Below are 22286 nucleotides of genomic sequence, written 5' to 3'. Positions count from 1 at the left end.
CTTCACGCTTTAATTGGCACAACGCTTTAATACGTTGCGCGCTAACTACTATGGCATTCGTAGATCAAGCAGAAATTGAAGTAAAAGCCGGAAAAGGTGGAGACGGGATTGTCTCATTTCGTCATGAAAAGTTCGTTGCAATGGGGGGACCTTTTGGTGGTGATGGTGGTCGTGGCGGTTCAATTATTTTCAAAGTAGATGAAGGATTGCGCACATTGATGGATTTCCGTTATAACCGTCACTTTAAAGCACATCCAGGTGGTAATGGTGGCACAAAAGGTATGACAGGTGCTTCTTCAGAAGATCGCTATATCAAAGTACCACAGGGTACAACAGTTAAAGATGCTGATACTGGTGAGCTTTTAGGTGATTTACTTGAAAATGGGCAGGAACTTTTGGTTGCTAAAGGTGGTCGTGGTGGTCGTGGTAATATTCATTTTGCCACATCTGCCAATCCAGCGCCGGAACTATCAGAAAATGGCGAACCAGGAATTATTCGGAATTTGAAATTAGAATTAAAGGTCTTGGCTGATGTTGGTTTGGTGGGATTCCCATCAGCTGGTAAATCAACCTTGTTATCTGTTGTTTCAAATGCAAAACCTAAAGTAGCGGCTTATCACTTTACAACCCTCTCACCAAATATTGGCATGGTACGTTTAGATGATGAACGTGATTTTGTCATGGCGGATTTGCCAGGATTAATCGAAGGCGCTTCACAGGGTATTGGTCTTGGGTTTCAATTCTTACGACACGTTGAACGCACAAAAGTTGTTTTACATTTAGTTGATATGTCGGGTGTTGAAGGCACAGACCCTTACACACAATATCGTAAGATATTAGACGAATTACAACAATATGATGCCACAATTTTGGATCGTCCTCAAATTGTGGTACCGACAAAAATGGATATGCCAGATTCTGATGAAAATCTAGCGCAGTTCCGCAAAGAAATTGCTGTAGAATCTGGGTTACCTGTACAACCTAGTATTGTGCCTATTTCAGCTTTGACGCGTGATGGCACACAAGAGTTGATGCGTTTAACGGCAGATATGCTGGCGACAGCACCGGCACCTGAGAGTTATCGTACTGTTGATGACGCTGTTGCTAACGAAAAGACATATGACTTTAAGCCAGAAAATCATGACTTTACTGTTGTGTGGTCTGAAGAGAATGAGCAATGGATTATTGGTGGTTCAGAAGTTGAGAAACTATTCTTAATGACGAATATCCAACGTGATGCGACGATTATGCGTTTTGGTCGGCAATTGCGACACATGGGTGTTGATGATGCGTTGCGTAAAGCAGGCGCTAAAGATGGGGATGATGTCCGTATTGGTGACTCAGACTTTGTATTTGAATTTAGTGATTAATATGGTTTATAAACGAGTGACCAGAAACGGTTGCTCGTTTTTTTGTGCTTCATAAAGTTATAAAAATCACATTGTGAAACGATAAACGTTGACATAGAGATATACTTCACAATGTTCAATTGGCAATAAGCTAGTAAAAAGTGCTATGATATGGTTATCGAAAAAAGTATGGAGGAAATGAGCGTAGGCAGGTGATCTGGTTTTATAAAGTGACTATTTTGTTATAATCAAGGCACGCAACGTACGCTCTAATATATTATGTCAGAACAAAAATATGGTGCAGATATTGTCGCTGATAGTTTAATCAATCATGGTGTTGATTTGGTTTTTGGTATTCCCGGCGCAAAAATAGATCGTTTGTTTGAAACGTTAGAACATCCTAAATCGGGTCAAAAAGTACCCAAATTAATCGTGGCACGTCATGAACAAAATGCTGCTTTTATGGCGCAAGCTTTTGCCCGTATTACAGGTAAAACAGGGGTTGTGATTGCAACTTCTGGTCCTGGTGTTGGTAATTTGGTGACCGGATTAATGACAGCAAGTGCTGAAAGCGATCCAGTCGTAGCTATTGGTGGGCAAGTGCAACGTAAAGATCTTTACCGTTTGACACACCAATCAACGAATTCAATTGCTTTGTTTACACCAATTACTAACTTTAGTTCAGAAGTACAAGATCCTAATAATATTTCAGAAATTTTGGCCAATGCTTTTGCGGCAGCTAATGGGGCTAAAAAAGGTGCCGCATTCGTGTCATTACCTCAAGATATTGATGATGCGCCTGTTAATATTGATGCGTTAGCACAAGTGCCAATGGCGCAACAAGGTGCCGCTTCATTGGCAGATTTAGATTGGTTAGCAGGAGAAATTAAACAAGCTAAGTTGCCAGTTTTGTTGGTCGGTGCGCGTGCATCAAATGACCAATCTGTTGCGGCTTTACACAAGTTACTTAATCAGGTGGCTTTGCCAGTCGTAGAGACTTTCCAAGGTGCTGGTGTTATCTCACGTGATTTGGAAGAAGCATCATACTTCGGTAGAATTGGTTTGTTCCGTAATCAAACTGGTGATAAGTTACTGCAACAGTCTGATTTGGTGATTACTTTAGGTTATGATGCCATTGAATATGAGCCACGTAACTGGAATAAAGAAAACAACTTAAATATTGTGGCATTGGATACAACACCTGTACAAATTGATAATCACTTTGTGCCACAACGTCAACTTATTGGTGATTTGTCACAAAGTATTGACTTATTGACAGAACGTATTGCGGGTTATCAATTACCAGATGAAAGCCAACAAACGTTGCATGATTTGAAAGCAGACCTCCGTTTGTCCAATGAACCAACTTATACGCCTGCTGAGGGTAACTTAAACCACCCGCTGACTGTTATCAAGTCAATTCAAGCACATGTGACAGACGATATGACAGTGTCAACAGACATTGGATCACATTATATATGGATGGCACGTCATTTCAAATCATATGTTGCGCGTCACTTCTTGATTTCAAACGGCATGCAAACATTGGGTGTTGGTTTGCCATGGGCAATGGCTGCGGCAATGGTTCGTCCAAATGCCAAGTCAGTTTCAGTATCAGGTGATGGTGGTTTCTTCTTCTCAGCAATGGAATTAGAAACGGCTGTACGTTTGAATTTAAACACCGTTCACATTGTTTGGAATGATAATGCACATTATGATATGGTGAAGTTCCAAGAAGAAATGAAGTATAATGGTGAATCTGCTGGGGTTAACTTTGGTAATATCGACTTAGTTAAATACGCAGAGGCTTTTGGCGCCAAGGGTCTAAGAGTGAATACACCAGCCGATTTGGATGCTGTGTTAGACGAAGCTTTTGCAACACAAGGGCCAGTTGTGGTTGATATTCCGGTTGATTATTCTCATAACTATGAATTGGGATCACAATTGATCGCCGGCGAAGGTTAAACATTGATACAACAACGTTTATAAGCGTTTTGTTTATATATTAAAAATCGTCTATTTTCTCACTTGGGGACATTTGGGGACTTGACGTTTAAAAAATTAAGAGCAAGCTCTCGTTGAGACTGCTCTTTTTCTTTCAACAAATGCGCGTATAAACTTCCAATATGGTATTAATCTATTGACGTTCGTGTGTAAATGTAGCTATAATGGATAAGCATATTTTTTATGATTGTAGAAAAGAGGTATAAAAATGGTAGCAATTAATTCAAACGTTATTATCAACATACAATCAAAATCACAAGAAGAACGTCTTAGAAAAACATTGAGACCATCTAAAAGTGATATTGAAAGCCCTGAATTTAATCAAAAAGTTTCTGAAATAGCTGATGGATTTATTGCGTCTCAAAAAGGGATGGCACGTTTAAAGCGTTTTTTACAATGAAAATATTTGATTTTGATGTATATCCCCACAATGGTTTAATAAATATTTCGGATTTTAATAATTATACGACAGGTATCCATACTTTGGATGCTTTTCTTTTTGAAGAATTAGATGTCATGGAGACACATAATAAAACTGCGTTAAGCGTGGCATATGTTGGTGATACCGTTGTTGGTATGTTTGCGTTATCAACAGCACAAACGATATCGAATAAGTCCAGTGAGCAAGCTAATCACACTTTTGGTGATGTAAACAAGCAGTACGATAGTATACCATTAATTAGTATTGACCACTTTTCTGTATCCAAAAATTTGCAATATGATGGCTCAAAAAGAAAAGATGAACAATTTAACGTTGGTAAATCTTTATTACGTGTGATTTATGAAATCGTTGTCAAGATGAGAACAAAATATAATGTTGCTATTGCAGGAATATCAGTTGATGCACTACCTCATGCGGCTGATTGGTATGAAAAACAACACTTTGTGTATTTAAATGATTTTGAAGAGAATTCTCCGAATAAAGAATACTATAAAATGATTATAGGTTACCCTATGATTGAAAAAGCATATTTTGAAGCTATGATAAAGCTGTAGAATAATTAAACGGTACTAATTTGGAGAAATTCTTGTTGGGACCTTTTTTTGTGCTATTTAAAATTAGAATAATTTTAAACTGTTGTATTGTGTTAGGGTGACAAAAGCAAAATTGTAAAGAAACTGTTATATTAATGCTTATGCAGTATTGAGCATGTTAATCAGAGGGTAACTGTTGTTAAGATAACGTTTGCGACAATACTTACAAAAAATAATGAATAAATACTTGATGATCCATAAAGGAAAATAACGTTGAATAACGTGTTGGTACTGGTAATATGTTTAAGTAAATATGCTAATAATAATGTATATATATACATAGAACAAGTGTTTGACACCAGCTACTTAGAACGCGCATAATTCTAAATACAGCCATACAACTGATGTGAATTAATTATCATAATACGCATATTATTTTGTATAGAATAAGGGGAATCGTCATACATGAGTACAATTAATTTAGTCACTGCCATCACAAAAAAATCCGGAGAGGCCGTGAAATTTCGACCATATAAAATTGCACTTGTTCTTGAGTCACTTGATCTTGAGGGAGATGTTTGTGAAACGATTATGGCCCTTGTGATGTCAAAAGCGGCACAACCTAATGTGACCACACAAATAATTTATCAAACTATTTTAACGCAATTAGAAACATTATCACCACAGGCTGCTGAGGCTTTTCAAACAAAGCATATGTCGGATGAACAAGCTTGGTTGCAAGCAATTGATCCAGAAAATAAACTTAAATCATTAATCAATCAAGATGACAAAACAATGCATGAAAATGCTAACAAAGATTCACATGTGTTTAATACATTTCGTGATTTAACTGCTGGTATGATTGGTAAATCTAAAGGTTTGACGATGATGCCTGAAAGCGTAGCAAAAGCACATTTGCGCGGTGACATTCATTGGCATGATTTAGATTACACGCCGCTTGGGCCAATGACGAACTGCTGTTTGGTCGATTTTGACTATATGTTTAAATCCGGTTATACCATGGGTAATGCGCAAGTTGAAACACCAAAGTCAATTGGTACGGCAACGGCACAAATGGCTCAAATCATTGCCAATGTGGCGTCGTCACAATATGGTGGGACATCCATTAATCGCGCAGATGAATTGCTAGCGCCATACGCTGAAATGAATTACCAAAAACATGTGAATGATGCCAAAATTTATGTGCAAGCAGATAAGCGTCAGGTTTACGCAGAAAATGCCACTAAAAAAGACATCTATGATGCGATGCAGGCGTTAGAATACGAAATTAATACATTAGCTTCAGCTCAAGGTCAAACACCGTTTACGACGCTTGGTTTTGGTTTAGGGACTAATTGGCTTGAACGAGAAATTCAAAAAGCAATTTTTAAGATACGTATTAAAGGTATCGGACCTAATCATAGAACGGCTATTTTCCCAAAATTAGTCTTTTCATTGAAACGCGGTGTGAATATGACTGCCGACGATGCCAATTATGACATTAAAAAGTTAGCTATTGAATGTGCTTCAAAACGGATGTATCCTGATGTATTAAATTACGAAAAAATTGTTGCATTAACTGGCTCATTCAAAGCGCCTATGGGATGTCGCTCATTTCTACAGGGTTGGCAAAATGAGCAAGGCGTTGAAGTCAATGAGGGACGCATGAATTTGGGCGTTGTGACACTCAATGTGCCGCGTATTGCCTTGCAATCACAGGGCAATAAGGCACGATTTTGGGAAATATTAGATGAGCGACTAGCCTTAGCGAAGCAGGCATTAAAATTCAAACTTGCTAGAACCAAGGAAGCAATTCCTGAAAACGCCCCAATTCTGTATAAAAATGGCGCGTTTGGCAAAATGTTACAGGATGATGAAGATGTTGATACGCTATTTAGAAACGGTCGTGCGACACTTTCTTTGGGCTATATCGGTTTATATGAAGTAGGGACTTACTTTTTTGGTCCAAATTGGGAAAGTAATGAAGAAGCACATGATTTCACGGTTGAAATTGTACGACGATTGCATACTGCTTGCCAGGCGTGGGAGGCAGAAGATGGTTATCACTACTCTGTCTATTCAACACCTGCTGAATCATTAACTGATCGCTTTTGTGAACTAGATAAAGCACGTTTTGGCGCGATTGCTGATATCACAGATAAAGATTATTATACGAATTCGTTTCATTATGATGTTCGCAAACACCCTAATCCTTTTGAGAAACTCTTATTTGAGGAAGCCTACCCAAAATATGCTAGTGGTGGTTTTATTCATTATTGTGAATACCCTAATTTACGTCAAAATCCAGCAGCCCTTGAAGCAGTTTGGGATTTTGCCTATGATCATGTGGGGTATTTAGGAACTAATACACCAATTGATAAATGTTTTAAATGTGGGTTCGAAGGTGATTTCAAACCTACGGCACGGGGATTTTGTTGTCCTGAGTGTGGCAATCATGATCCCAAAACATGTGATGTGGTTAAAAGAACGTGTGGTTATTTAGGCAATCCACAGGCACGTCCCATGATCCACGGCCGTCATGTTGAAATTGCGTCGCGTGTGAAAAATATGTCACAATCGGAGGTTGATCAAACACATGTCAAGTAAATTAGCTAATGGCATCACAGTACCAGAGAGTCAAGAGTGGCAGTCAGATGATTTGTCACTTAACTATGTTGCTGATTATAAACCCTTTATTATGGTTGATGGCCCTGGCGTACGGTGCTCAATATATTTATCGGGTTGTAAATTTTTATGCCCAGGTTGTTATAATGTTGTTGCTCAAAACTTTCATTACGGCACTGAATACACACAAGAACTTGAGGATCAAATCATTGTAGATTTAAGCAAATCGTACGTTCAAGGGTTAACACTATTAGGTGGTGAACCGTTCTTGAACACCGCAGTTGCACTGAAATTAACGCGACGCATACGTGCTGAGTTTGGCCATACGAAAGATATTTGGTCTTGGACGGGTTATACGTGGGACGAATTAATGGCCGAAACGGCTGACAAAAAAGCATTATTGCAAGAGATCGATGTCTTAGTGGATGGCCGTTTTGTTCAAGCACTAATGAATTTAAAGTTGCGATTTAAAGGGTCGTCCAATCAGCGAATCATTGATGTACCTGCATCACTAGCAAAAAGGGATGTTGTCTTGTGGACGGATGAGTATGAAAATTGATTTAGCATGCTATTGTTAAAAATGTTTTTATTTTGAAAGGATTCAAAAAAATTAGATTTTGTCTAGTTTTTTTGAATTCTTTTATTTATGAAGAAATATGTGCCAGCAGTTGAAATAATTACTGTTAAGATTTACTGAAGAAGTCATATCAAATAAAATACACTAACTAATCAGTTGAGTTGTTTGATGTTGTTGCTTATTGGCAGTAAGTGCACTAACAATATATGGAAATTTAAGGTATCTGAAAATAAATTATGGTCCTTGAAAACTATGTTAACATTGAAATAGTTTGTATTAAAGAAGTAATTAGCAGATAAAACCAATGAAATAGTTTAAAATGCGTTCAAAGACTTATAGTAATACAAAGTGTATAGAACTATATGATATAATTAAGAAAGGCTTACCCAGTGGGTGCTTTTTAATTTGAATTTAAATAAGTGTAACAGTCTAATTTTTAAGAAGCAAAGGGATAGAATTAATGGAACAATTAGCAATATTAATACCAGCATATAATGAGAGTCAAACAATCACAAAAGTAATTGAAAATGTTAAAACTGCATCAGCTGATATTTTGGGAACAAAAATATATGTCTATGACAATAATTCCACTGATAATACAGTAACACTTGCTGAGAATGCGGGTGCTATTGTTCGTCATGAGTATGTTCAAGGTAAGGGCGCTGTTATCCGCAGAATGTTTCGCGAAATAGACGCGCATGTATATATCATGATTGATGCTGATGATACATATCCAGTTGAGGCTATTCCAGAAATGTATAAACGCGTATTATCACATAATGCAGATATGGTTGTGGGAGATCGTTTGTCGTCGACTTATTTTGAAGAAAATACACGACCATTTCATAACATAGGGAATACCATAGTGCGCTCAACTATTAACTTGCTGTTTCATACGCAAATTAATGATATTTTAACAGGATACCGAGCCTTTAGTTATCGATTTGTCAAAACTTTTCCAGTATTATCTCGTGGATTCGAAATTGAAACAGAAATGTCGATACATGCTACGGAGAAAAATATGGCAGTGGAAAATCAGGTTATCGAATATCGAGACCGACCAGAAGGCAGCGAGTCCAAGCTAAATACGTATTCTGATGGTTTTAGAGTTTTAAAAACATTGGGGCGATTATTTAGAATATATCACCCCCTAACCTTCTTTGGTGGATCAGCTGGTATATTATTTATAGTCAGTGCAATAAGTTTTTGGTTTCGTGTTTTTATTCCTTTCTGGCATACTGGACGTGTAGATAATTTTCCAACACTAATAGTTTCTGTATTTATTATGATGGCAGGCGTTATTGCATTATTCAGTGGTTTGATACTTGATGCTATTCAATCTCAAGAGCAGCGCAGTTTCGAATTTGAATTAAGAAAAGTACAGGAGAAAGAGAATGAAAAAAAATGATTTTAAAAATCAAGTTATAAAAATCATTTTGGGCTTAGACGGTAGAGTTTTGTTTTCGGAATATGTTTGGCATGATGTCAAAATACAGCCTGAATATTGGTCAAAGAGACTAGTGCTCATATATAGATTGGGACGAATAAATCTATACTACTCAAAGAAAAATTCATTAAGAAAAAAACTATGGCGAAAAATCTATCTACACTTGAATTTGAAGATTACTGAAGGTAAATTGAACTCACATATTCCTGCTAGTGCTTATATTGGGCAGGGAAGCAAATTTTTTCACCCTTACAATGTTATTATAAACTCACATTCTTATATTGGTGGAAATAGTGTTTTTAGACATAATGTTACCATTGGCAATGTTGGGAATGGTAACCAAGATAGCCCTCATATTGAGTATGGTGCTAGCTTTGGTGCAGGATCGGCTTTAATAGGTCCAATTCATATTGGGCACCATTCCAAGGTCGGGGCTAATTCAGTTGTTACCAAGGATTTTCCAAATTATTCAGTAATCGTTGGTGCACCAGGTAAAAACATTAATAAGGATTAAAGCAATGAATGTAACTTCAAAATTATATCGATCTTTAATAGGATTAATTTATCTAGTGGTGTCAATATATATGTTTGTACCATTAAACAATGCTGTTAGTATTGGACAGCTCTCTATGTCTATTATTTTCTTTATGATAGTAGTAACTTTGACATATCAATATAAAATTAAATTTAAGTTTGATATAGGATCACTTATATGGTCAGTGATGTTCAGTTTTTTTCAGATACTTAATAAGTCGTTTGCTATAGATTACTCTTTGAGTGCATATCATAATAATTTTAGTGAATTTATTGTACAAATTATGATAGGCATTTTATTCAGTTACCCAATATTTTATCTCAGTAAATTGTGTATAATGCAAAAACTGCCACATGGCTCTATTACAACAGTACCTAATAATATGTCGCGAAATACTCGCTACTGGCAAGTGCTTTTGTTATTTTTATTTATTTGGATTATATTTTTGTATATTCAATTGCCCATTAACATAAGTAATGATGCTAAAAATGAACTACAACAATTTGCTAGTTATAATCAATTAATTAAATTACAAGTTCCTTTAAATAATCATCATCCAGTTTTTGATACTATGATCATGGGTTTCCTTTTCAAAGTTGGAAAATCTATTCATAATAGTTTTACTTTTGGTATCTTATTTATTGCAATGGCACAAACAGTAATTAATGCTGCAAGTTTTGCTTTCGTTACCTATAAATTGTTTAAAAGTGATGTCAGTAGATTATTGAAATGGTTTTTTTCTACTATGATGCTTATTTCTCCGATGTGGCTAAACTTAAATGCAACGATTGTAAAAGATAATTTATTAGTATCGCCATTGATTTTCTGGTTTTATATATTTTCACAATTAGTTATTGATAGAAAAAAAGTAGCAAACTTATCATTGATTGTGTTTTTCTTATTATCCATTATCATCTCATTAATGAGACCAAATACATTCTATGTAGTAATCGTTTCGTTAGTGTCTTTGCTCTTATTGGATAGAGATAAATTTTTCCGTTTTAAAATTGTAATAATATCGTTATTAACGATGTTAACAGTTTCAGGATATAATAAGGTACTTTCTAGGACAGAAGTTATACCAGCAAAAAATGTGGAAATGATGAGTGTGCCACTTCAGCAAACTGCCAGGGTTATGAGATATCATAAGGTTATCTTGAATAAAAAAGAGCAAAGAATCATTGATGACATTATCGCACCAAATAGTATAAAAAATTATAATCCGCAAGTATCTGATCCAATCAAAGGATCTTATAATTGGAATGGAAAAAATTCAGATTTTAATAAAAAATTTAAAGCATTTTTACCAGTTTGGTTGAAATTGGGACTCAAATATCCCAAAACTTATTTGGAGGCAACATATGCTAACATTTTTGGATATATTAATGTTATTCATAGGGATAGTGGTCAAGGACAAGTGCTTTTCACACATTATGATGTTGCTTCACAAGTTACAAAATCATTTAGCTTAAAAAGTGACTATACATCGCCAGAACAAGTTAATATCAAAAATAATATGGCCCATCAATTTATTAAAATATTGAATGCACCTATTTTTAATATATACCAAAACATCGGACTTTGGTCTTGGTTCGTAGTCTATGTATTTGTAACTGGTTTACTTCATTTTAAGTTATACAAGCGCAAAATGTTACTAGTTTTACCTGCATTGTTGACATTAGGCACACTATTCTTGTCTCCTGTTAATGGCCTTAATCGTTACTATATACCAATTTTTTTGATGTTGCCTTTAATAGTAATTAGCTTTAAAATAATAAATACGAAATGGGAAAGAAATGTATGAATACATTAGGGTTTAGTTTAATCAAAAAGGGGAACAAAATATTACGTAGTATTGTTCGCGAAACAACAAATTATAAAATGATTTCACGACTTTACGCAACAAAGTATAATAAAATTAAAGTTCGTGAGCACACGTATTTTTATGAAACGAGAGATGGTCAAAATTTTTCTGACTCACCACTACAAATTTTAATGGCTGTTTTACAAAGTGATAAAAATGCTGAACATTTTATTGTATATCAAAATAGGTATTTTGACGAAGTTATCTTAGGTCTTAATATTCAGAAAATAGATGTTGAAAAAATGCCTAATGTTCATTTAGTTGAGAGAAACACGCCAAAGTATGTTGAAGCACAATTATTTTCTAAATATTTGATCACTGATTCAACATTTCAAAGTTTTTTTGTAAAAAAGCCAGAACAAATCTACATCAATACATGGCATGGCACACCATTAAAATTAATGGGATATGCTATGCCAGATGGTGAGTTTCAATCGTGGAATGTTATGAGAAACTTTATGATGAGTGACTATTTAGTGTCTCCCAATAAGCATACTACAGAAATTTTTCTAAATGACTACCATCTTAATGGTGCTTATACGGGAGAAATACTAGAAATTGGCTATCCACGTAACGATGTATTTTTTAATCAAAATAATCAGAGTTTATTGCATCAATATTTGATAGAAAACTACAACCTAGATGAAAATAAATTGACATTAGTTTATGCACCTACGTGGAAATCAGATGAATTAACTAGTAAACCAAGCAAGCTATCTGCGGAATATGCTAACATATATGGAATCCTTAACTCACAATTAGGTGACAAATATAATATTTTAATGAAAGTGCATCCATTTATATATAATCGTTTAAAGAACATTGAATCAGTAGCTAATTTTATTGTTAATGATGGTATTGACGCTAATGAATTATTAGCAATGACGGACTTATTAATAACAGATTTTTCGTCGATTTTTTTTGATTATTTAATTACAGGTAAGCCAATAATATTTTTTAATACTGATTCGGATATATATCAGGAAGAAAGAGGTTACTACTTTCCATTGAAATCATTACCAGGACCATTTTTTTCTAATATTAATCAAGTGATCGATTATACACGAAAAGGAAACTTTACCGAATATAGAGAAATTTATAATGATTTTAAAAATCGATTTGTAAGTTTAGATGATGGCAATGTCACTCAAAAATTACTTAATTTAATTGACCATCAAGAGATGAAAGATGAAAATATTATAAAAGCAGACACTAATAAAAAGAAGGTTCTTATATATACAGGTGGATTGCAAAATAATGGCATTTCGGTAGCGTTAATTAACCTTGTTAATTATATAGATTATAATAAATACGATATTAGCCTATTAACTGCTGACAATCGAAACAATGATGCTTTTTATAATAATTTTAAAAAAATAAATAATAAAATTCGTATTTTTATTATTCGTGGTGAGAGCTCTTATGGATGGATTAAACTTGTTGGTAAATTTTTAGCTGAAAAATATAGTAATATACAGATATTACACTTTTTGTACTCACGAAAGCAGGCAAAGTTAAATGCACGTCGGTTGCTTGGCAATCAAAAATTTGATGTTGCAATAGATTTCGATAGTTACGTTATGGATAATGGTCAGTGGATTGCTGCTAGCGAAGCAATCCATACTTATAATGTATTGCATAACGATATGTGGCTTGAAGCACATAAGACAATTGGTGGCGAATTAAAGAACCCAAAAACAAAAAGTTATTTACCTTTCTGGGGGTTATTTAACACTAGTCTTTCGGTATCAGAGGCTACCAAAGGAATTAACGAACGTAAGTTAATTAAATATGTCAATGATAGTGGTGTGTTGACTAACATTATCGACGCTGAGAAAATTATTAACTTAGCTGAGCAACCGATGATTTATAAAAGTCTTAATATTTTAAAACTTAGAAAAGCAGTTGATATGACAAATAGCTCGAAAATAACAGAGGCAACATTTGGCGATGTCGATAGTAGTAAGCGTAATAAAAGTATTGTTGAACCAAATATTAGTAGAGAGGCAAAAATTTTTATTACGAATTCTAGACTATCACCTGAAAAAAATATTGATAACTTAATTTTAGCTTTTATAAAACTACATGATCAATTTGATGATGTACAATTACAGATATTTGGGAAAGATGTCGGAAATTATGCACCAGTTTTGTACGAATTGGTTATTCAAAATCACGCTGAAGAATATATAAAGTTTTATGGTTATTCTGACAATACTTTTCCAGCCTTGCTAAATGCGGATGTATTTTTATTACCTAGCCACACTGAGGGACAATCTATTGCATTAATGGAGGCAATGGTATTAAAGAAAGACATTGTGGCGTCTAATGTTTTAGCTAACATTGAGCTGCTTGATAAAGGTGAATATGGATTATTAACTCTAGGGAATGACGTAGATTCGTTGTATGAATCTTTGAGTATTGCAGCTGAAGGTCGCTATAAACGTCTGAAAGATTTTGATGCAAGGGAACATAATATCTTAGTATTACGTCAATTTGACAGTCTTTTCAAAGAAAGAGTTCATGATGTTAAATCTTAAAAAATAATAGTAATTCCTATAATTATGTAGTAGCCCTAAAATTGGACAGAATGTTTTCAGGTATGTACCTAGTCATTTATTCAATATTTTAATGATTGTAAATTGGATTTCTTGGCTTGGATTAATAATAGTGGTAGTAACAATGTATATTTTCAAAAATAGATTTCGAATCAATTAGTTCTTGAATTTGTTTTTGATCTAATAAAAAATAACTGATGGCTAGTCGACTTGACTTTGCCATTTTTTAATATTTATCGTTATCTAACTTAAAATCAAGTATAATAGAATATATTGTTATGTCTTTTGTGAAATTTAATATTAAAACAGCGTGTTTCTTTGTATGATTTTGAGAGGAATATATATAGAACAATCGTATTGACAATAGTTTGTTTTAAAACGTAAGATCACTTGGTTCAGAAATTTGGTTTGATACAGTTTTGTTAACAGTTTGGTTTAGTCAGAATTGTACTACGTCAAGTTATTGTAGAAACTGTCGATTATTAGTGAAGTTGCCCAGACTGAATTTTTGAATATTAGGAACAGTAGTTTATTGCTTTTAATAAAAAAATACAATATTTAATTTGAAAGGAGTTTATTAGCGGATATGAGCAAAGAAAAAAAAATAAAAGTTTCAGCAAAGTATATTACTAAAACTTTTGACCTAGGTAAAAGTAAGTCGGAAAAAATTCGTGCGATATTAAATCCTATGAGTAAAGGACCGAAAAAATTTTGGGCCCTTAAGGGAATAAATTTTAAGGTATATGAAGGAGATGTCGTAGGGATAGTTGGAGTTAACGGATCAGGAAAATCGACACTTTTAAATATTCTAAGTGGCCTATTGTTACCAGCTTCTGGTGAACTAACTATTAATGGTGAAGCCACAATGTTAACTGTTGGTGCTGGATTGCGTGCTCAATTAACAGGACGCGAAAATATTCGATTAAAGTCACTTATGATGGGGAAAACGAACAAAGAAATTGATGATCAAATGGATGAGGTAATTGAATTTTCTGATTTAGGGGAGTTTATTGACCAACCAGTAAAAGATTATTCATCGGGAATGAAGTCGAAACTTGGATTTTCAATTGCTGTCCATCAAGATCCCGATATTTTGATCATTGATGAAGCTTTGTCTGTGGGGGATCAAACATTTGCCCAGAAAGCCTTGGGTAAAATGAATGAATTTAAAAATAAAGGCAAGACAATCTTTTTCGTATCACATTCTTTATCACAAGTTCGTGATTTTACCGATAAAGCGATGTGGATACAGTATGGCGAATTAAAAGCTTTTGGATCAACTTCAGAAATTGCTGAGGAATATCAGAATTGGAATAAATGGTTTAATAGTTTGAATAAATCTGAAAAAACAATGTATCAAGAGCAACAAAAGCAAAAACAAATTTTATTCTCTGAAGAACAGTTGATAAAAGAAGTAAAGAGTGATGAGAATTTAGATGACAGTGAAAAACAGCACTTGAGCAAGCATATTGCCGTTGGTGATACGATGGCATTATCTATGTGGGCATTGTTTGCTATCAGTTTGTTAGGTACTGTGTTCTTTATTTATCAATATGCAATGTGGGGATGACTTACAATGAAAGAAATTTGGTTAGTTTTACAAGAGCAATTTAAATATTTTCCAGTTATGTGGCGATTAGCTAGTTATGAAAAAAAAGCACGATATCAAAATCATGCGTTAGGAAATTTTTGGTTATTTTTGAATCCATTTATGCAAGTGGCAACGTATTGGATGGTTTTCGGATTTGGGTTTAATACAAAAAGTCCAGTTGAAGGTGTACCATATATGCCATGGTTGATTGTTGGTTTAGCAACTTGGTTATTTATTAATACATCATTTATGGATGCAACTTGGAGCATTTCATCTAAGATATGGGAAATAGCTCGAATGAGATTTCCAATGAGCATTATGCCTATGATGAGAACGTTAATGAACTTTAATGCATTTGCTTATATGCTTATTATTGGCATTGTGATGTCTCTTTTTTATGGACTGCCGGTTACTTGGTACTGGTTACAAGTATTTTATTATATATTTGCTGCTTTTGTTTTCTTGTATGCATTTGGTATTTTAAATGCGACGGTTACAGTATTGTTACAGGACTACCAACAAGTAATGCAAACAATAATGAGATTTGTTTTTTGGATTTCCGGTGCACTTTTTTCAGTATCGGATAAATTTGGCTCAGGTCATGAGCGCATTGTTCGCGCGTTAGAAACTAATCCATTTTATTATTTGGTGAGTGGTGTGCGTGATTCGTTTTTCGGACATACTTGGTTTTGGGAGAATACCTATCCAATGCTTATTTTTTGGTTGTTCACGTTAGGGGTTTTAATTATTGGCTCGCACTTGCATCTTAAATTTCGTGCATATTTTGCAGATTTAGTGTGATCTTTATGTAATGAAAAAAATTTTTTCAAACTAAAATGTGAAGATATATGCCGTTTTAATTGAAGCGGCTTTTTTAATTTAAACATACTACACTGAAATCTATTAATTAAATATACTCAATCACTTTGCAAATCCTATACTTTATTTCATTCAATAATTATTTGAATAATAAGACAGTTATCAGAAAAAAATTGTATATAATAAGGAATCTAATTGTATTATGTATAGTTGAAGAAAAGGAATCCTGTGATGATAAGAAATTTTTTTAACCAATTGAAATATGAATATCGAAATTTATTATGGCACAAAAGTCGCATTAATGAAATTGAAACTAGTGCTAAATTGTTTTATGATAATCACTATGAGTCTTGGGCAGTAGAAAATAATAGTGTCTTATATGATATTCAGGATGGACATGATTTAGATGACTCTCCATTTGAAATATTAAAGTATTGGTTATCAAATCATTCGAAAATGCGTCATGTTATAGTAACTAGAAATGAGACTAAAGATAAAATAGTACGCATTTTAAAAGTATGGCAACTTGATGATAATCAAAAAATATCGGTTGTAGAATATCAATCTGAAAAACATTTGAAGGCACTTCTAACTTCAAAATATGTTATCACCAATGCCATGATATTTTCAGATATTTTTGTAAAAAGATCAGGACAAATATTTATTAATACATGGCATGGTACACCATTAAAAAAGATGGGCTATGCAATGCCAGGAGGGGTGATGGGATCATGGAATGTTATTAGAACATTGATGATGGCTGATTATCTGATAATGCCGAATAACTATACGTCTGAAATTTTTAAAAGAGATTATCGATTGAATGGTTTGTACACAGGAAAAATTATTGAAACAGGGTATCCTAGAAATGATGTATTCATAAATCGTTTACCACAACATCAACTAGATATTTTGAATAATACTACGATGATAGGGCATAAAAGAAATCGTATAATTCTCTATGCTCCAACGTGGTCTGGTGATACAACTAAAATTACAAGTAATAGAAAAGAATTAGAAGGTTATCTTAGTGTGTTGGGAAAAGTAGCTAAATTAAATCACACTGAAATTAAGTTTAAACCGCATCCTTATTTTAAGGCAGATATTGATGCAGATATGAGATTTGATGCATATCGCTTAAACGATGCCATTGGAACCAATGACTTATTGAGTGAGATAGATGTATTAATTACTGATTATTCTTCACTTTTTTTTGATTTTCTAGTGTCAGGTAAACCTATAGTTTTCTTTGATATTAAAGAAAATTATAAACAAGAACGTGGTGAATATATTGCGGTTTCTTCACTACCAGGGCCCTATACACAAGACGTTAATAAGCTAATAGCATTACTAACAAATACATCAGTATGGTTTAACGAATATCATCAAGTATATAAACAATTTAAGACGGAATATGTATCGCGAGATGATGGATCAGCTACTCAAAGAGTAGCCGATGAAATAATTAATCAGCCTATTCCTAAAATAATATCCAAAACCACTGTTATTGTTAATGGAGAGGATTTTTCTGATACAAATTTTACGAGTACTGACTTAGTGGATAGATTATATAAAGAATTCGATGTTAGTATGGCAGTTTTTGAATCACATTTGTTAGATAATTGGTATGGTCAATTATTTTTTAAGCATGTTGATCAAATAATGCCGGTGAGTCGTGTGTTTATTAATAAATATATAAAGTACCCTAAAAAATTAGAGATGAATTTAGCACAAATAATGGGTAGAAGAGTAACTGGCAACAAAATATTTAATATTTTAGTCATTACGCAACCAGAATTTACTAAGCATCAACAAATTATTATAACTACTGCTAAAACGTTAATTATGAAAAAAAATGCTAAGCGTGAATTGTGGTCGATTAAACTAGGATTTACCAAATCTTATGAGGAGTTGGGATATCAAGTATGGCAGAAGGGTACAGACCAAGTTCTATCAGACGTTAAGAATATTTTAGAAAAACTAAAAAATTGATTTATAATCACTTTTTAGTTTTTATCTGGAAATTATGTCTTATTTTTTACGTATAATAAAGCAACCAAATTTTATTAAGGGAATATTGAAATGACTGAAAAAACTGTAGCAGCTGCAATTGTGACATACAACCGATTGGCACTGTTAAAAGAATCATTGGCGGCCATATTAGCACAAACGAACTATCTGTCACATGTGATTGTTGTCAATAACTTGTCGACTGATGGCACAAAAGAATATTTGGATAGTCTAAATGATGATCGTATCGTTGTTTATCACGCGACTGAAAATTTAGGGGGTGCTGGTGGTTTCAATCAAGCAGTCCGTTTGTTTGGTGAGCAATTACAAGATGACTTTGTCTGGTTAATGGATGATGACACCATGCCAGAACCGGATGCATTATCTCATTTGGTTGAATTTGTAGTTGCCCACCCACAAGCAGGGTTTGTGAATTCGCAAGTACGCTGGGGTGATGTCACAGGCAACCCATCATGGATGAACGTTACAGCACCGAGAGCATTCACATGGCAGCGCTATCTAACAAATACCCAGGAACCAGCTGTTGAGGTTGTTAATGCAACATTCGTATCTGTAATGTTTTCACGAGAGATGGTTGCAATGGTTGGTTTGCCACAGAAAGAATACTTTATCTGGGGTGACGACATGGAGTATACGAACCGTATTGCTGATATTAATCGTGGTTATATGGTAATTAACTCTATTGCTGTGCACAAATCTAAAGAAAATACTAAACCTGGTGACATTGTCGCTGAAAAAGATGATAGTAGATTATGGCGTTATAATTATGAGTATCGTAATCGTGTGTTAACCGCGCGTCGTATTTCTAAAAAAGAAATGGTCAAAACACTGACCGTCGCAATCACGCGTGATTTGCGCAAAACGTTACTCAAAAAAGGTGTGGCCTTCCGTGCAAAAAAACTTGGCGTTATTGTACGTGGCTTATGGCGTGGATTATTTTTCAATCCATCTGTGGAATATGCAAATGGCTTGCGTCAGGCAAAGTCTAGAAGTCTTTGTGATGCAGAAATGGACTTGTTAGATTAGAAAAGTAAATTATTAAAAAGATTGATTCTTTAATTTAAAAAGGATCAATCTTTTTTTGTGCGATTTTTATTCAATCATCACCTTCATTTGGATGAATAACTATAAATGAAGGTGATGATCAAAAAAATGGTTACGAAAATAATTTGGTGTCAAACCAGTAATTTCTTTAAATGTTTTGACAAAGTATGTCGTAGTTGAAAAGGATAATAGCGTAGAAATTTCAAGTAATGTCAGATCTGAGGCAATTAGTAGTTCTTTAGCAGTATCTATTTTAGTTTGTCTTATGAATTGCGTAATTGTTACATTGTACTCTTTTTTAAAAGCAGGATTCAAAGTCTTTTTGGATGCATTGAGGTCTTTAGCAATGTCATCTAACGTCATATTTTCAGTAATATGTTCTTTTACATACTTTACAATTCTCTGGTGAAGTGGCAAAAAGTTGCTTATGCGATAATTTTGAACTACTTTAAAATAATACCAAGTCATTTCTCTTATTATTTGGAAAAAATCTAGAAATCGTGGGGTCAATTCGATTTCTTGCACAAGTTCGTTATGCAATTGAAATGCCGATTCAGTAGGATATCCCCATTGAATGATGGCACGATTTAATACAGCTATATAAGAAATGAGGGTATCTTTTTCGCCTCTAATAAGGTTATTAGAGGCGAAACGTTCGCCAATAATTTTTAAACAAGATAAGCGTTCTAAAGCAGAAATTAGTTGATCGTTGTGTGAATATATAATTGCTTTAATAATATCAGTTTCTGTGTTAAAGAAGGTAGTAGCATCAAATGGTTGAGTTGTTTCAGTTTTAATAATTTGCTGGTCAGAAAATTGTGTAATGATAACGTCTTCATCTGGGGCTTGGCTTACATGATATAAAGTATAAATAATTTGAGAAATCGATCGTAAATTGGTAAGAGAATGCAGCATCATTAATTCATTACTGTTCGATGTAAGGCTGCTGTAATCAAATGAAAAACATATTATCAATTCGTTCGTAACTTGGCAGGTTAAAATGTGGCCTAAGTGGTAATTTAGTGACTGATAACGATGATTTGATAATAAGTTAATATTTGCAAGCAAAAACTTTGTGATGGGTTCATTTGCATTAGTAGTATTTTTTTTTAAATAGCTAACCTCTTTAGTCGTAATATTTAACAAAATAACAGTCGCATTTAAAATATCTGCTAATTTTTTAATATCGTTCATGAATCTCCCCAGCAAATTTTATACTATTAGTTTATATATAAATTAATGGTATAAAAAGCATATTTTCTTAATTATATAAAAAAAACTTGACAATAAATATATCATTTCTGATCAAGTCCCTTTATTTGATATAAACGCTCTTTTTTTATCATGAAAACATATAGTTTTTGGGCCATAATCATAAAAGGGCGGTTACATTCTTTATTTTTAAGTAGAAAAAAATGAAAATAACAGTAATAAAAAAATTATAGTGAAACACTGTATGTAGCTGTCATATGTGAGTACATGAAGAATCAATTAGGTTAAAATTATACAGTAAATATCTCATGCTCATCATCAATGAGTAAACTGCTTGAAATATTTAAAATCAAGTTTTTTGTGACGTATATTATTGAATTGACCAGCTCGTTTTAAATATGAAATTAAATAAGATAAAAAGGTTTAGTAGTGATGAAAGAACTGATCAAACGAATTTATTATTCAACATTAATCGTAATAGTATACGAACTCGGGAAACATATTATATTACCAGGTAATCTAGTTAAATCTTATAAATCGCCAGATTTAATGAATTCAATTAGTTTATTAATAGGTGGTGATTTGTCTAGATTATCTTTCTTTTCTTTGGGGGTTGGTTCATATATGTCAGGAATGATTTTTTGGCGGGTAATCCAATCTTTGAATAAGGATAGATTCAGCAAAAGTTCTGAAAACACAATCTATTATTTGCGATCTATTCTGATACTATTTATTTCTATTGTTCAATCATTAGGATTAGCAACTAGTATGAAAAATAATATTTCGTTTTCCACTAATGAAGTTGTTAATATTCTGATAGCCACCATGGTGTTTACAACTGGGTCAATGTTTTCTATGTGGTTAGTTGATTTCAATATGCGTAAAGGTATTGGTGGACCAGGACTACTAATTTTAATCGGTATATTAGCAAAACTGCCCGAACTCGCTTGGTCATTTGCCCAAGAAAGTTTGATTAAGTATCCAACAGTTGATTCTGTTGTAACATTCGTAGTGGCAATTATAGGAATTATTTTATTGATTAGAATTATGTCGTTTTTACTAGGGTCAGAGTATCGTATACCAGTGCAACGAATTATGATTAGGAATGAACTTGCTGTACCAACTTATATTCCTATTAAGGTATTACCATCTAACGCAATGCCCTATATGTTTGGATTAACATTTTTGATGGTGCCACAACTGTTATTACCTGTACTTCAAAAAGTAACAACAATTTTTAATAATTTAGATATCAGTAATTTAACAAGTCTGAATACTTTTAGCAGTATTTTTACGTATTTACTGATTCTCATCATACTAGGGTATGGCTTTGCTTTTGTTAACGTCAATCCAAGTGAAATTAGTGAGGATTTACAAAAAAGTGGTGATTATGTCGTGGGTGTTTTTCCTGGTGATAAAACGCGAGAATACGTTACACATAAATTAATGGATATGGCAACAGTTGGCAACGTTATAATGATACTTCTGCTAGGATTACCCTTAATATTGAGCCTACAATGGCCACAATTAAATTCTTTTTCTTATGTTTTTGGGAGTATTTTAATTTTAAATTCGACTATCGTTACGATAACAGATCAGGCAAAGGCGTTATTAGAAAAGGAACGCTACCCCAATATATTACCAAATTAAAGACA

At 33.6% G+C, this 22286-nt stretch carries 16 protein-coding genes; 15 read left to right on the top strand and 1 reads right to left on the bottom strand.

The genetic code is table 11. The features are described 5' to 3' along the window. Positions 1 to 50: 50 nt before the first annotated feature. The 14 genes from obgE (at position 51) to AB3K24_RS07430 (ending at position 19401) form a co-directional block, all read left to right on the top strand. Positions 51 to 1370 (top strand): GTPase ObgE, encoded by a 1320-nt coding sequence (gene obgE / locus AB3K24_RS07495; RefSeq protein WP_367974792.1) that lies wholly within the window; start codon positions 51 to 53, stop codon positions 1368 to 1370. A gap of 258 nt (positions 1371 to 1628) precedes the next feature. Continuing rightward, positions 1629 to 3314: an acetolactate synthase AlsS gene (gene alsS / locus AB3K24_RS07490; RefSeq protein ID WP_367974790.1), complete on the top strand. Its 1686-nt coding sequence runs from the start codon at positions 1629 to 1631 to the stop codon at positions 3312 to 3314. Between the two features lie 247 nt (positions 3315 to 3561). Next, a complete protein-coding gene (locus AB3K24_RS07485; RefSeq protein ID WP_367974789.1) occupies positions 3562 to 3753 on the top strand; it encodes a hypothetical protein in 192 nt (63 codons plus the stop codon). After that, positions 3750 to 4349 (top strand): hypothetical protein, encoded by a 600-nt coding sequence (locus AB3K24_RS07480; protein WP_367974787.1) that lies wholly within the window; start codon positions 3750 to 3752, stop codon positions 4347 to 4349. Before AB3K24_RS07485 ends, AB3K24_RS07480 begins: the two co-directional genes overlap by 4 nt. 444 nt (positions 4350 to 4793) lie before the next feature. After that, positions 4794 to 6935: an anaerobic ribonucleoside-triphosphate reductase gene (nrdD, locus tag AB3K24_RS07475; RefSeq protein ID WP_367974786.1), complete on the top strand. Its 2142-nt coding sequence runs from the start codon at positions 4794 to 4796 to the stop codon at positions 6933 to 6935. Beyond that, on the top strand, positions 6925 to 7512 hold the full coding sequence (gene nrdG, locus AB3K24_RS07470; protein ID WP_367974785.1) for an anaerobic ribonucleoside-triphosphate reductase activating protein: 588 nt from the start codon (positions 6925 to 6927) through the stop codon (positions 7510 to 7512). Before nrdD ends, nrdG begins: the two co-directional genes overlap by 11 nt. A 478-nt stretch (positions 7513 to 7990) precedes the next feature. Beyond that, a complete protein-coding gene (locus AB3K24_RS07465) occupies positions 7991 to 8938 on the top strand; it encodes a glycosyltransferase family 2 protein (protein WP_367974784.1) in 948 nt (315 codons plus the stop codon). Further along, complete coding sequence (locus AB3K24_RS07460) at positions 8925 to 9491, top strand: LbetaH domain-containing protein (RefSeq protein WP_367974782.1); 567 nt, start codon at positions 8925 to 8927, stop codon at positions 9489 to 9491. Before AB3K24_RS07465 ends, AB3K24_RS07460 begins: the two co-directional genes overlap by 14 nt. Positions 9492 to 9495: 4 nt before the next feature. After that, positions 9496 to 11316: a DUF6020 family protein gene (locus tag AB3K24_RS07455; RefSeq protein ID WP_367974781.1), complete on the top strand. Its 1821-nt coding sequence runs from the start codon at positions 9496 to 9498 to the stop codon at positions 11314 to 11316. Beyond that, positions 11313 to 13916, top strand: a complete 2604-nt coding sequence (locus tag AB3K24_RS07450) for a CDP-glycerol glycerophosphotransferase family protein (RefSeq protein ID WP_367974780.1) — start codon at positions 11313 to 11315, stop codon at positions 13914 to 13916. The genes AB3K24_RS07455 and AB3K24_RS07450 overlap by 4 nt, the downstream gene beginning before the upstream one ends. 604 nt (positions 13917 to 14520) lie before the next feature. Continuing rightward, a complete protein-coding gene (locus AB3K24_RS07445) occupies positions 14521 to 15504 on the top strand; it encodes an ABC transporter ATP-binding protein (protein WP_367974779.1) in 984 nt (327 codons plus the stop codon). A 6-nt stretch (positions 15505 to 15510) separates the two neighbouring features. Beyond that, positions 15511 to 16326, top strand: coding sequence for an ABC transporter permease (locus AB3K24_RS07440; protein ID WP_367974778.1), 816 nt, complete (start codon positions 15511 to 15513; stop codon positions 16324 to 16326). 249 nt (positions 16327 to 16575) lie between these two features. Further along, positions 16576 to 18336, top strand: coding sequence for a CDP-glycerol glycerophosphotransferase family protein (locus tag AB3K24_RS07435; protein ID WP_367974777.1), 1761 nt, complete (start codon positions 16576 to 16578; stop codon positions 18334 to 18336). A 90-nt stretch (positions 18337 to 18426) separates the two neighbouring features. Beyond that, complete coding sequence (locus AB3K24_RS07430; RefSeq protein ID WP_367974776.1) at positions 18427 to 19401, top strand: glycosyltransferase family 2 protein; 975 nt, start codon at positions 18427 to 18429, stop codon at positions 19399 to 19401. Between the two features lie 99 nt (positions 19402 to 19500). On the opposite strand, the gene AB3K24_RS07425 is transcribed toward AB3K24_RS07430, so the two are convergent. Then, positions 19501 to 20613 (bottom strand): helix-turn-helix transcriptional regulator, encoded by a 1113-nt coding sequence (locus AB3K24_RS07425; protein ID WP_367974775.1) that lies wholly within the window; start codon positions 20611 to 20613, stop codon positions 19501 to 19503. Between the two features lie 450 nt (positions 20614 to 21063). Between AB3K24_RS07425 and secY2 the strand changes: the two genes are divergently transcribed. Continuing rightward, the gene (gene secY2, locus AB3K24_RS07420) at positions 21064 to 22281 is read left to right on the top strand and encodes an accessory Sec system protein translocase subunit SecY2 (protein WP_367974774.1); all 1218 of its coding nucleotides are present in this window, start codon (positions 21064 to 21066) and stop codon (positions 22279 to 22281) included. The last annotated feature ends 5 nt before the right edge of the window (positions 22282 to 22286 follow it).

Source organism: Leuconostoc aquikimchii, assembly GCF_040838325.1.
Classification (GTDB): Bacteria; Bacillota; Bacilli; order Lactobacillales; family Lactobacillaceae; genus Leuconostoc; species Leuconostoc aquikimchii.
This window is presented reverse-complemented; position numbering and strand designations above follow the sequence as displayed.